The 13,832-nt window shown below is 39.4% G+C and carries 10 protein-coding genes; 2 read left to right on the top strand and 8 right to left on the bottom strand.

Annotated elements, in window-relative coordinates; all coding sequences use genetic code 11:
• Nucleotides 1–4: 4 nt before the first annotated feature.
• From G4420_RS10435 to G4420_RS10400, 8 genes are all read right to left on the bottom strand, one after another.
• Nucleotides 5–1,573 carry a DUF6850 family outer membrane beta-barrel protein gene (locus tag G4420_RS10435; protein ID WP_163323589.1) on the bottom strand — a complete coding sequence of 523 codons (1,569 nt, stop codon included), beginning with the start codon at nt 1,571–1,573 and terminating at the stop codon, nt 5–7.
• A complete protein-coding gene (locus G4420_RS10430; protein ID WP_163323588.1) occupies nt 1,574–2,776 on the bottom strand; it encodes a DUF4876 domain-containing protein in 1,203 nt (400 codons plus the stop codon). It lies immediately after the preceding gene.
• Between the two features lie 16 nt (nt 2,777–2,792).
• Entirely contained in the window at nt 2,793–5,636 is a 2,844-nt protein-coding gene (locus tag G4420_RS10425) for a TonB-dependent receptor (protein ID WP_163323587.1), read from the bottom strand.
• Nucleotides 5,637–5,706: 70 nt separating this feature from the next.
• A complete protein-coding gene (locus G4420_RS10420) occupies nt 5,707–8,064 on the bottom strand; it encodes a WD40/YVTN/BNR-like repeat-containing protein (RefSeq protein ID WP_163323586.1) in 2,358 nt (785 codons plus the stop codon).
• 323 nt (nt 8,065–8,387) lie between these two features.
• Nucleotides 8,388–8,819, bottom strand: coding sequence for a hypothetical protein (locus tag G4420_RS10415; RefSeq protein ID WP_163323585.1), 432 nt, complete (start codon nt 8,817–8,819; stop codon nt 8,388–8,390).
• A 294-nt stretch (nt 8,820–9,113) separates the two neighbouring features.
• Nucleotides 9,114–9,872 carry a triose-phosphate isomerase gene (gene tpiA / locus G4420_RS10410; protein WP_163323584.1) on the bottom strand — a complete coding sequence of 253 codons (759 nt, stop codon included), beginning with the start codon at nt 9,870–9,872 and terminating at the stop codon, nt 9,114–9,116.
• Between the two features lie 372 nt (nt 9,873–10,244).
• The gene (locus tag G4420_RS10405) at nt 10,245–11,369 is read right to left on the bottom strand and encodes a BT_3928 family protein (RefSeq protein ID WP_163323583.1); all 1,125 of its coding nucleotides are present in this window, start codon (nt 11,367–11,369) and stop codon (nt 10,245–10,247) included.
• An 8-nt stretch (nt 11,370–11,377) separates the two neighbouring features.
• On the bottom strand, nt 11,378–11,923 hold the full coding sequence (locus G4420_RS10400) for a DUF1599 domain-containing protein (protein ID WP_163323582.1): 546 nt from the start codon (nt 11,921–11,923) through the stop codon (nt 11,378–11,380).
• Between the two features lie 192 nt (nt 11,924–12,115).
• On the opposite strand from G4420_RS10400, the gene folP reads away from it, so the two are divergent.
• Complete coding sequence (folP, locus tag G4420_RS10395; RefSeq protein ID WP_163323581.1) at nt 12,116–12,994, top strand: dihydropteroate synthase; 879 nt, start codon at nt 12,116–12,118, stop codon at nt 12,992–12,994.
• Complete coding sequence (cdaA, locus tag G4420_RS10390) at nt 12,994–13,800, top strand: diadenylate cyclase CdaA (protein WP_163323580.1); 807 nt, start codon at nt 12,994–12,996, stop codon at nt 13,798–13,800. Before folP ends, cdaA begins: the two co-directional genes overlap by 1 nt.
• The last annotated feature ends 32 nt before the right edge of the window (nt 13,801–13,832 follow it).

The raw sequence follows: 13,832 nt of genomic DNA, 5'->3' as shown, positions 1-13,832 counted from the left end.
AAGCTTAAAAGTTAACTCCGAATTGCAAATCAACAAAACTACGATTTGGATTTCCGGGCATTTGCGAGAACTGCTTCTTGTAGCCGGTATCCAAATACAATTGCATGTTTTTACTGTAAAGCTTTATGTTTTTCCCTACACTAACAGAAAGTCCCGCTTCAGCCATGCCATTATTGAAATAATTGAAATCGGTTTCAACAAAATCCGTATTTACGCTTTGTTGCAATATTTCGTCTTCAACCAGTTGAAAACTACTGTTAAAACCATTTTGGTATGCACCGTTAATTTCGATTACAATGTTGGCAAACGAAGCCAGTATCTCTTTTTTTACAGCTGCATTCAGCATATAATAATTCAGCTTCTGTTTATTCTTTTCGGGTACAAAAAAGTATTTCGTTTCGCTTGTGTAAATATTTCCCCCAAAGCTTGTTCCCCAGTTAAAATGGTTGTTGTCAACCAGTTTTAAATAGTCGTAGGTTAAACCTACAGTATTTTCTTTATGCCAGTACAATACGTATTTTGTAATGGTTTCCCATTGAAAATTCTCCTGAACAACTTTAGGCTCTATAACAGGTTCGTGTCCGTAAATATGCTTATCATTAAAAGTGAACTTTAAACGATTAATTGATTGTTTATTCGGATTGATTAGAAATACCGAATTAACATCGGTTTGGAACTTCTCCAATAGCACTACTTGCAGGGGAACACTTTCTCCTCGTTTTATATCTGTTTCTTTTTGAAAGAAACCAATCTCTGTCATATTCTGCAGTTTCTTACCTGTGAAACCGAATTGCAAACTTCCGCCAAAAGTTGTTGATTGATGTATTCTGGGATCACGTTCGAATGTGGATGAAAATGTACCCAATCCTTTGAAATTATAGTACGTGTATGCTGAATCGGTTACCAGTTCAATATTGATGTCTTCAGTGGCTGTTTCAATTTTCAAATTTAATCCGAGATTAAATCGATTGAAAGTATACACCAAGCCGGGTTTGAATTTAAAATTGGTTTCTTTATTCACCGGGCGCGGATCTTTCCGCCGGGTACCAACGCCGGTCTGGTAATTCATTTCAGAACCAAAATTAAGGGCGTTACTGATATGCCAGGCGGCTTTTGCATTCATTTCAAAATATTCTTTCCGGTATTTTCCTCCAATATCATCGCCAATGGTGTATGGATTATCGTTGTAGGGGTGCATTACATCAGTCCACAGAATATCTTTTTCAAGGTGTTTGTAATAACTAAAATCGCCATAAAACTTCCAGTGCTGAAAAGTTGTGTAGCCGTTGGTATAAAAGCCATACTGAAGGTTTTCATCAGCTTCCTGAAAACGGTGGAAATTACCTTTGTCTTTTCGGTAAAAAAGTGATGCTTTTCCAAGTCGTTGCGTGATATCAATAAATTGCAATCCGGCAGCATTTTCAGAGGATGACCATGGACTTTTGAGCAATAACATCGATTCGGAAGAAAGCGAAGATTGCAATGAATCGGTTTCATTGGCAATTGCTTGTCCGAAATAGGTAGTGGCTGTCCAAACCACAATAAAAAGTGCTATGTACTTTACTTTGCTCATTTATTCTGTTGCAATTACGCCCGGTGCCGGAATTTGGTTGGTTCGAAAATCGTTTGAGGAATTATTGGTGTCCATGTAGATGGTACGCCCGTTAACAACTTCTTGTACTTTTCGGCGGATAGAAACACCTGAATGTCCGGCATTGTGCTGAACGAAGCCCGCATCAATAATTCCGGGAAGGCGTTTATAGGCACCACGATCATCCAATCGTAAATTGTCTACACCATCGATTACCCATTCTGTTGGAACCATAAAACAGTTGAATCTCCCCGTTGGATTCATCATAAAATTATCAGGATTTGTAAACATTGCTTCCAGATCGTCAGATGGTAATCGGAAAATTATAACTGGCTGTCCGCGGCTATCCATAATCATTGCATTTCCAATTGTCAGTCTCTGCATTAAAATATTAGGAACCTCTGGAATATCAACGTATTTGCCATCATCAACTACCATTTCCCAATCTGCAATAGAAAGATCAATTGAGTTCGGATTCCCGTTGGGATCATCGCGGTGGTTTAGACCGGATAGAGCTATGACAATAGATTCTCCCGGTTGAACCGGATGTTGTTCTCCTGAACCTGGAACAATAGCCACAAAACTCCACAAAGGAATACGGGGCAACAGGTTCCCGTTTTCATCTACCCAGGGAGTTGGTTTATAGGTTGTGGTATTTATTACAACTCCGAAACATAAACCATCAGAATATAATATTTGATCTGTATTGTTATAGATTTCTACGAACTGGTCGGCAGTGTAATTCTTTCCTTCGGGAGTTAAACTTCCTGAAGTATAAAGCTCTTTTATAACAAAACCTTCATTTTTAATTGAGTATTCGGTATTCAGGGAAATTGAAATATTGTCTTCAGTTATTATTTCGTTGGCTGTATTGCCAAAAAATATAAGGTCTCTCTCGTTTGGGAAACCTGAAATGTCGATAACATGTTCTTCTACAAATGAAATTGAAATATCGTAGTTACCGCCACGTACATTAAAAACTGCCTGTCCGTTGTCGTTTGTTTGCGCTTTGTATTCCCTTCCGGTTTGCTGGTTTTTCAGGATTATAATTTGATTGGCAATGGGACCTCCGTTATCAATTATTGCCGGATAATAGGCTGAAACTTCACACAGATAGGTTGAAGGCTCATCATAAATTTCGCATGCGGTTAAAACCAGCATGATCAGATATATCAGTTTTTTCATCTTTAAATATTCATTTTTATTGCAGCCCCAAAATAAGGCTCGTTATTCTACGTATATAATTTCCCTCGCGCTCGTTTAACTCCCAAGGACGAATGTTCAGGAAGTTATTGGCATAAAACGATAGTTGAAAGCGTTGTGCTATTTCTTTTGATATTCTAATGTTACATAGCAGAAGTGACGGCAGTGTTAACTTTTCAAAACGGTATTGCTGGTTTAAATCAATAGCTTGTTGGTGCAAAGTGTTTTCAAAATCGCTGATGGAGTATTCATGTTCAACGTCATCGTAAGTTCGGTAAGCAGTTGGAAGGTAATAATAGAAATTACCTTCGTTGTGCGAACTAAACAGCCCGGGCTGGTCAAGATATTCGCGAAGTTCTTGCAGTGTATAGAATTTATATTCGTCGTATGTTTTTCGCCGGTCTTTTTCGTACCAAATCATTTGTGTTGTTAAGGTTACCAGCATTTTAATCTCAGGTATATGAGTAATGATGCTTAGGTTGGTATTCAGCCTTTCTTTTACAGTACCGTATCCCAAACGGTTTGGAAATTTGACCAGCAACTCTTGTTGTTTACTGGAATTTCCTTCATATACAGTATAAGGAACTTCTTTCCAGTAAGGAGCATTGGTTGAGTGTGATTCGGTTTGCAGCCATGCTCCGTTAAATACAAACGAAGTGCGCAAAGCCTTAATCTTGCCAAAATCGACAGTATATTCAACTCCTCTTTTTATCCTGGTTTGCGCATTTCTGTACGTGTCGTAGTTTTGCCATTTTGCATCCATCTCGTACGGAACAGCAACAGTTTCTCCTGTCGCCTGATCGGAATAAAAAATGCCTTCTCCTTCAGTAAAATACGGATGAACATCTGCCGGTGGTTGTTCATAGTCACGATACGGCATTAAATAATAATTCCTGTCGAGGATATAGCCGCCACTATATTTTTCATAAAAGGCCGTAATTCTCGACGTCGTACTTCCCAGTTGGAAATCAATGCCGGTTTCGTATTTTCGCCCACGAGAAGCTTTTAAATTGTAGTTTCTTGTGTCTTCAAATAGTTGCGTGGTGGCCACAACCAAATCAGGATAGTAATCGAAGTTTTTGATGTCGTTATATACAATATCAGGATATAGATGGGTGAGGGTTGGAGCTTTTGTAGTCCTTCCGTATCCCAATCTGAAATTGAGTTGGCTAAAAAAATGATCCCTGTTTCGATCAATAATATGGTAGCCGATATTTAGTCGCGGATCAAAGGTGAGACTTCCGTCACTTGAGAAAAGACCATTTGGCTGAATATTATCCATACGAATACCGACCATAACATTCAAATGCGTTGCACCTAAATCAATGTCCATTTTATCTTCGGCAAAAACTGAAAATTGATTTAACGAGGGAATATCGGTAAACGGGCGCGGACGCAGGCTTGTTCCTGCAGGAGGATTGTTTACATCAAAGGTGCGGCCATTACCGTTGTTGCCCGTTGTTCTCCATTCGGTTCCCAGAATAATATTGCCAGTGGTTTTTTCGGTTTTATGCGAAAAACCGGCTTTAAGTTTGGCATACAAATCAAATGGTTGCCCATCATACGTAACTTCTGAATAGTAGGTTGAATCTCCGTAAAGTGCTTGGTGTTCTCCATCGATTAACGACGAAATAATAACGTTAGGACCAAAACTGCTTGCCTCCAGTGTTTTCTCAAAACCTTTTTGCCGGGTTTGGTTATAGCCTGCATCAAACGATAAACTTTTCAGAAAGGAATTATTAAACGACCATAATGCCGATAGTTTGGATTGAAATCTTCGGTCTTTGGCATAATGCTCTTCCTCGGCTTTCATATCCGGATCCCATTTTTTACCATCCAGTGTTTCGTTGTAGTTTACTTGTAGTTCAAGGTTTAATGGATTTTGGTTTCGAAAGAACGTATTCGAATATTTTGTTGAGGCTATAAATCGCTCATACTCGTCGGTGTTTTTGTGAATGAACTGGTAAGATTTGGCATATCCGGCGTTGATATTAATTACTCCACGATCATTCCGCAACAGGTAGCCTTTCCCTATATCAAACTGTTTGGTGTGCGGATCGGCCTGTGCTTTTACAGTGTAGGGCGAACCTCCGGTTTTGGTTTTTATATGAACAGCGCCTGATGTGAGGTTACCATATTCAACCGAAGGGATACCAATATCAACAGTTATCGATTCGATGTTGTCAACCGAAAGTTGTCTTAAATCGGTGCCGCTTCCGGCTACAGATGCAAATCCACCTGTTTGTATACTTTGTTGCATATTCCCATCATTCGAAAGAGGAATGCCATCGATTATAATTGCAGTTCCGAGTGCACTGTTTACATCAGTACCAACTTCCCGGATGCTTATTTTTTTAGGATCTGATAGGTCAGGGTTTTCCGAAAGATTGCCGGGAATTAACTGCAGAACTTCTTTTAAACTTGTAGCCTGAATATGATCGATTGCTTCCTGGTTAATGGTAGCGGCCGACGTTGTTGATGAACTCCTTTCGGCTGTTACGATCACTTCTTGCAAACCAAGCGATTGTTGATTTAGCGAAATGTTAAGATCAACATCATCTGAGATGTGTAAGTTTTGAATAAGTTTCTGATAACCAATATAGGTAACTGCAAGTTGGATTGTTCCTATAGGTACATTTTTTATAGTAAATTCTCCCTTCTCGTTTGTTGTAGTCCCAAGCCCCAAATGAGGCAGTGCCACGTTGGCATAAACGATGGGATTATTTGTTTCAGCATCAAGAACTATTCCTTTCACCGTTATTTTATCCTGGGCCGTTAGAGTGAAAATACAGGCAAACAGTAAAAGAATAGTTGCGTAGATATAGTTTTGCAGTTTCTTCATGATTGGAATGGTCGCAACAAAAAATGTGGCTATGAAGTTTTTCCCGGAACCACACCAAATTGTTGCCGTTTTATCTCAATATAACTTTATTCACGTATGGTTTGCCTTTTACTACTGAATGTACAATGTAAACTCCAGGTGTAAACTCATTGTTGTTTAGTTTAAAAATGCGGTTGTTGGGCATCGATTTTTTTACCAGCGTGCCATTGATACTGTAAACGGAACAGGCCTCGATATCATACTCTGAAGATGTTAGCTTAACAGCATAAGAGTCATAAGCAACCTTTAGTTCTGCTTTTGTATAAAGTTGAGGTATTGCTGTTTTCAGGTCAAAATTGTTTGTTTTGTTTGAAATGGCGTAACTCCTGGCAAGTGCATAAAGTCTGTTGTTATAAACTCCACCAATTTCATATATCATTTCGCCCGGATCGCAATCTAACCAGTTTGCTCCACCATCGTTTGTAAATATCGATCCACTTACACCCATAATGATATAGGAGTTATTATCGAACTTATAAAAATCGAAAGCTCCTTTTAGGTTTCCTATTGTTTTAAAGGTGGCACCGTTGTCGCTTGTCATAAAACAGCTATCGCGAGTGGTAACCACAAAGAACTCATTGGCATTGCCCAGTTCAATGGCATTAATAAACATTTCATCATCTTCGTTACTATCCAGGTTAGGATAAAGATCGGTGAATACCGGGGCGGGATCAAGGGATTTTTGTCCGGCATCTTCCGAGAAGAGCAGAACCTCTTCTCCTGCAATATATACCGAGTCTCCTCTTGATTGAATATCCTGTACATTTTTGTATCCCAAATCATCAGTTATCGGAATCCAGTTTTTCCCGGCATCAATTGATTTGAAAACTCTTGAATGTTCCACCATATTACCTTTAGAATAGTCATTCCACAGTACCCAAAGTAAAACAGTTTCATCGCCAATATAATGAACAACAGAAGTGTTTACTCCGTTGCACGAATCATGATATGGATTGGCCGAAGGATCTGTCTCATTTGCATCGCCCAGTTTTGCAATGTCAACCGAATTATAAGTTTGCCAGTTGTCGTTGGTATAAAATAATCCGCCCGACCAATATACATCTTCCTTGCCCGAGCTTGAAGAATAATCCATTAACTTATGGCGGTTAATACAAGCATAAGCTTCATCTCCAACTCCACTTAATCCGTAGAAATCAATATTTTGGTATACCTCTTCGAGTGCAGGAACTTCTGGTAGTTGTTTTGAATCCCAGGTTACCCCTCCATCAGTTGAACGGTAAAAATTCTGTTCCTTTCCAACGATAGTTAAGGTATCGCCCTCGAAAACGGTTTTGTAAAGTTTGTCATCACCTAAATTCTGTGTTACAAAATTTAAGTCGCCGTTGAGTAAATCCTGAACGGCACCTTTGTATATCGCACTCTCAGCTAATAGTATTAACGAATCATTGGCAACTCCACCTATTTCCCATTGCACTTGAGGAAACGTATGCTTGCCCCATGAGAGACCATAGTTCGTTGATACGTAAAAGTCTTTTGAATTTGTAACAACGATGGTAGAATCGTTTACTTTATAAATATCAGATGCCCCAACAATACCCTTAAAAGCGTAATAAGAATTTCCCAAATCCGTTGTAACAAAAACACTGTCTGCTGTAGTAGTGATAAATACCTCTGTTTCACTTACATTCTCGATATCATAAATATACACAGAGCCACTACCGGGGAATTCGGAAAAAATATCGACAACAGTATCTGCCGAAACTGTTGTTTTGAGAAGAATATTGCTACCTCCAATAAAACCATTTTCGCCATTAAAAGCAATACAACTTACTGAGCTTCCACCAAGGTCGCCACTTATATTTTGCCAGCTATAACCTCCATCGATGGTTTTAAAAACAGCAGAGTGAGACTCTTTTCCTCCGGGTATATATTCATACCAACGCGCGGCACAATAAGCCGTAGTATCATTTACGGTTTCAACTGCCTGAAAATCCATTCCAAAACACAGGTCGGCCATCGGATTAAGTGCGGGATCATTTAAGGTGTCAAAAATGGGTTCTAATGTTACCCAGGTTTGAGCGTTATCAGTTGTTTTAAAGATAACACCGTTTGTATAAACGTCCTGGGCGGCATCATATAATTTTTCTCTTGCGGTAATAATATAGCCAACAGAATTTTTAATACTGATATCCATTAAATCGTAGCTGGGTTTTACCAGGTTAATTGTGTTCCAGGTTTCGCCACCGTCGTTCGATGTAAGAAAAGTATTGTTGAATCCGGCAATGGTGGCATGGTCACCATTTATCGTCATTTTTTGTAGGGTGTTTCCAAGGCTAAGTGTGTCTTTTTCCCAATCGAAAACTGGGTTTTGTGCACTACTGTAACCAGCAATGAGGGACAGGATAATAAAAAGGGTAAAAATTCTCATATACACATTCCTTGTTTTTTCATCTCGTTTTTGCCGAAAGTAGTAGAAATGATTGTTCATTCTACCTTATCAAATTTCATACAAATTTAGGGTACACTTTTAATACCCCTAAAATGCAATAAATTTATTTTCAATTATTCTGAAAGGTTGAAGATACAAGAAATCTGTTATTTCTTAATAGCATTTTATGTAGTTTGGACTAAATCTATTGTTTTTTTATGTTTCGTAGCAGACGAACAGTGTGTTATGTATTGGAAAAGAATGAAAATCGGGTTTTACAGGTTTAATAATGATTTTGTAGTGTTTTCAATTTCAGAGTAGAATCAATCCGGCTTATAAATCTCCATTTTTTTAAGTGCCTCAACTGCTTCGTCAAATGTTAGGTAAAGGTCGCCTTCTTTTTCGTCCCAAACCTGGCCTTTGTTTATTCCTTTCAGGTTGCGATCTGGCCCTTCGTAAAGAATTACCGTTTCAAGGGCTTTCATTTTTACCGAGTTCTCATCAATTTGTACTACTTTGGCTTTAACAGGTTTTCCGGTTATCGGTTTTCTTTCTTTTGTAATTTGAATTACCAATCCGTAGCAAACTTTTCCTTCTTTTACCCAATCCGGAATTTTTACCCGTAAGGCATTGCTCATTTCAACTTTTTTCTCCTCGTAGGTGTATGAGGCTATCTCTTCCGACTTATTAGAAGAATTACAACTGATAATGCATAATGAGGTGAACAAAATGACTAATAATACCAGTTTTTTCATACAATAAAATTGTTTTCTTTTAGCGGTTTAGTATGTAATTCGCACGCGTTTTTATAACCCTCTTGCGTGTGCTGTTTACATGCTCGTTTCATGTAATAAAAAGTTTGACATAAACGAATAAACCTGTGCCCTTTTTGAATAACAACGCGACCCTAGCAGATGTTTCGAAAGAACGGGGATAAATGTAGTAATTATCTATATAAAATAGCTAACTAACAGCTTATTGTTAGCTAAAAAGCCATTTTCTGACTGTGCAGAAAATGGCTTTAAAATATTTTGCAATATGATTGTTTTCTAGAAACCGTTGATGATTCCGATGAAGTCTTCAGCTTTTAACGAAGCACCACCAATCAAACCTCCGTCAACATCTTTGTTGGCGAATAATTCGTTTGCGTTACTTGCTTTACAGCTACCACCGTAAAGGATTGAAGTTTCTTCAGCAACTTCTTCACCAAATTTAGCAGCAATAGCAGCGCGAATGTTAGCGTGCATATCCTGTGCCTGGTCTGAGCTTGCTGTTACACCAGTTCCGATTGCCCAGATTGGTTCGTAAGCAATAACGATTTTTTTGAAATCTTCGGCTGACAGTTGGAAAACTGTTTCTTCCAATTGATTAACAACATATTCGTTGTGTGTACCGGCTTCGCGAATATCCAAAGCTTCACCACAGCAGTAAATCGGAGTTAATCCGTTCTCTAATGCAAGTGCAACTTTTTTGTTCAGGATCTCGCTGGTTTCACCGTAGTATTCACGACGCTCAGAGTGACCTAAAATTACGTACTCAGCACCTGTTGATTTTACCATCTCAGCAGAAACTTCACCAGTGAAAGCTCCTTTAGCTTCGGCAGCACAGTTTTGTGCAGCAACGCCAATTCTGTCGGTATTTACCGATTCAACTACTTTTGTAATGTGTGTAAATGGTGTTCCCAATACAACAACAACATCGTCAGCACCTTCGCTTGCTACAATCGCGTCAACAGCTTTTGCCAACTCAACACCTTCTTGTAAGGTTGTGTTACATTTCCAGTTTCCTGCAACTATCTTTTGTCTCATATTATTGAATTTTAGTTTATTAGATTTTCAAAATCGACCACAAATTTAACCGAAATTATTGATTCGCGGGGTATTGAATATAATGCTTAAATATTATTAACTATTTGTTTATTTAAAATTGGAGGAATGAGAAGCTGGATACTGGATGCTAGATACTGGATTCTGGATTCTTGATGCTGGATTCTTGAACCTCGGCATTGTTAAATTGTAAAACTGATAAATTGTAATTCTCCGCAGTCTGCTGTTTATTTTCTCTGCGAAACTCCGTGATTTCTCCGCGTAACTCTGCGGTAAAAACAACTGATAACTGCGACTGATAACTGCGACTGTTAACTTCTAACTCGCAGCTCGCAGCTAGTAACTCGCAACTCTCTACTCAAATTCAGCCTCAACCGCTTCCGGTAATGGAATGTCGTTGTAATGCCATTTATCCAGAATGGTTCCGTCTTTCATTACGATCAATCCCGGGTTCGAGCGAATCATCGTTTTTAAGGTAATTTCGTCGCAATTAAAGAACTCGTAAGGCGCGTCGTTTTGCTCGGCAAATTCCATTGCTTCTTCCTGTAGAGTAGAGGTGAGGCAAACAAACGAATATCCTTTATCCATGGCCCAATGCGCTAATGTGTTAATCTCTTCCTGCGACTTAGTACTGGTTTTATGCAGGTCGTAAGCTACGAGCATAAACACATAGTTCTCATCGTAAATAAAGAAGTCTTTTATGTCATCTCCTTCGGGCGATTCGATTGTGAAATCATGAATTGGCGGTTCGTAACCTTCCTGCACCAAATTCGATTCCATGTCGTGGTATTCCCAGTTGGTGGTGTCCTGCCAGGGATAATTTTCTTCGGTGAATTCTTTCACTTCACCGTTATTTTTGTTCTTGTAATAAAATATATTCTCGTAGATTTCCTGTGGTGCATCATCGGGAATGCTCATGGCTTCCGGAATATTGGTGCCCACTTTGTACGGTCTGAAATCGAAAACCGGCAAGTGGTTGTATGAGTGGTAAACAATGCCGAAGTACACGATAAAAACACCGATACTAAGTATGCCCGGAACTATACTTTTTACTTTCTCAGCATACCATTTTCGATTCACCACAACAATAATTGCCAGTGTAATAAATACAAGGTTTTTATAAAATGTTTCCCAGTTTGAAATCACCAGTGCATCGCCAAAACAACCGCAGTCGGTAACCGGATTCTTTAGTGCAATCCAAAGTGTTAAAGGTGTAAAAAAGGCCATAAATAATAAACCCAGCCACGAAAACAAACGCATTCGCCAGTTAAATAAAAAAGCCACCCCAATGGCAAACTCGGCAAATGCCAGCAAAACTCCCAGCGGAAAGGCTGCCCAAAGCAACCAGTCGAGCCCCATGGCATTAAAGTAGTCGGTAAATTTATAGGCCGATCCCCACGGATCGACTCCTTTTACAAATCCGGAGAAAATAAAAACAATACCAAAAAGAATTCGTGCGAGTTGCTTAACAATATTCATAGGCGAGTTTATTCTTTGTTTTCAAATTCAATTTTAATCATGGCAAACACAGAGTAATTGATCATGTCCATATAATTGGCATCAATTCCTTCCGATATAAGTGTTTTCCCTTGATTATCTTCTATTTGTTTTGTGCGTTGTATTTTCATTAAAATCAGATCGGTGTACGAACTGATGCGCATATTTCGCCAGGCCTCGCCATAATCGTGGTTTTTATCCATCATAAGCGTTTTGGCCTCGTTAAAATATTTGTCGTAAAGCTCCTGAATTTTTTCATGGGGTACTTCCTGGTCAGATGTTCCTAATTCCAGCTGAATTAAGCCCATAATACAGTAATTAATAATACCAATGAATTCAGGTTTTACGCCTTCGTCAACTTTTGTAACACCTTTTTCTTCAATGCTTCGTATGCGCTGTGCTTTAATGTAAATCTGGTCGGTAAGAGAGGTAGGACGCAATATTCGCCATGCTGTTCCGTAATCGGTCATTTTCTTCGAAAATATATTACGGCATATTGAAATTACCTGGTCGTATTGCTGGTTTGTTCTGTCCATTATTATGTGTCTTTTTTTCTTCTTCTTGAGCCAATTGTGCTCAATTCGTTAAGTTCTGTATATTTTTGTATGCTAAAATTGCCGGATAAAAGTATGAAAAAATGGCAAATTTGGCCTGTTTTATTCTACATTTGTAGTTAACGACAATTAATAGATAGTTAATGATTTGTTAAACAAAAAAGCCCAGTTCTTATGTTGATTACGCAGTCTGCGGGTAAGTTCCTTAAACGAAACAGTACATTACATCTTGGCGAAAAAGAAGTTGATTTATCCATTCCGGTGGTTGCCGGAATTATAAATATTACGCCCGATTCGTTTTTCGATGGTGGAAAAATGGAAGACGAAACCACCATGTTAAAGGCCGTTGAGCAAATGGTTGCCGATGGCGCCGGAATTATTGATGTGGGAGCGGTTTCCACACGTCCGGGATCAAAAACGGTTTCAACAAAAGAAGAACTGGCGCGTCTGTTACCGGCAGTAAAGGCAATCCATAAGGCTTTTCCCGATGTGGCGCTTTCGGTTGATACTTTTCGCTCGTGGGTAGCAGTTCGTGTAATCGATGAGGTGGGGCCAATCATCATTAACGATATTTCGGGAGGATCGCTCGATAGCAATATGTTTGAAACCGTTGGGAAATTGCAGGTTCCATACATTCTGTCGCATATAAAAGGAACGCCGTTAAATATGCAGGAAGATCCGCAGTACGACGACCTGATCCGGGAAGTGGCACAGTATTTTGCCGAGCGCGTAAAAAAGCTCAATAAACTGGGTGTAAAAGAAGTGATTCTCGATCCCGGTTTTGGATTTGGAAAAACACTCGACCATAATTACGAGTTATTAAATAAACTCGATGCATTTAAAGTGTACCAGCTTCCGGTGATGGTGGGATTAAGCCGTAAATCGATGATCTGGAAAGCATTGGATGCCCAGCCCGAAACAGCACTTAACGGCACTTCGGTGGCCAACACCCTGGCATTAATGGGCGGGGCCGACATTTTGCGTGTACACGACGTAAAAGAAGCGGTTGAGGCCGTAAAAATATTTTGTGAAATTAAAGCAACAATCATTTGATGCTGGCATTTATAACCATACGATTTCTTGATATTCTCGATATTCTGCTGGTGGCTTTTTTGCTTTACCAGCTTTACCGCCTGATAAAAGGAACGGTAGCTTTTAATATTGTTATCGGGCTGTTTTCGCTGTACCTGGTTTGGCTTACGGTGAAAGCGCTGAACATGGAGCTGCTGGGATCGATAATGGGTTATTTTATTGGTGTGGGTGCTATTGCGCTTATTATCGTTTTTCACCCCGAAATTAGAAAATTCCTGCTGTTTATCGGTACCAATTATAATGTGAATAAGATATTGATGCTCGACAAGTTGTTTGGACAGGGGAAACCAAAGAGCATTAATCAGCAGCAGATTGACAGTATTGTTGACGCCTGCCAGTCGATGGGGAAAACAAAAACCGGTGCGCTGATTGTTATTGCGGATGAAAACGAATTAAACGACCAGATCAATACCGGAGAAAGGATCAATGCAAAAATATCGTCGGCGCTTATACGCACTATATTTTTCAAAAACTCGCCGCTGCACGACGGAGCTATAATTATTAAAGGAAACCGTATTGTTGCTGCAGGATGTATTCTTCCGCTAACACAAAAGGAACTGGATAAAGCGCTGGGGCTTCGCCACCGTGCAGCTGTTGGCATGACAGAAAATACCGATGCACTGTGTATTGTCGTTTCGGAAGAACGAGGATCAATTTCTGTTGCACAAAAAGGTGAAATTAAACGCCGCTTGTCAAAAGAAACGCTGGTGCAAATTCTGGAAGAAAATATCATTGAGGATGATGAGTCTGCCGGTCATAAAAAGTAGTTTCAGAGAACAGACGCATCACTCCTGATTCT

It is taken from the genome of Draconibacterium mangrovi (assembly GCF_010586825.1).
Lineage (GTDB): Bacteria > Bacteroidota > Bacteroidia > Bacteroidales > Prolixibacteraceae > Draconibacterium > Draconibacterium mangrovi.
The sequence above is the reverse complement of the archived record's forward strand: the minus strand, read 5'-3'. Positions and strand labels throughout refer to the sequence as shown.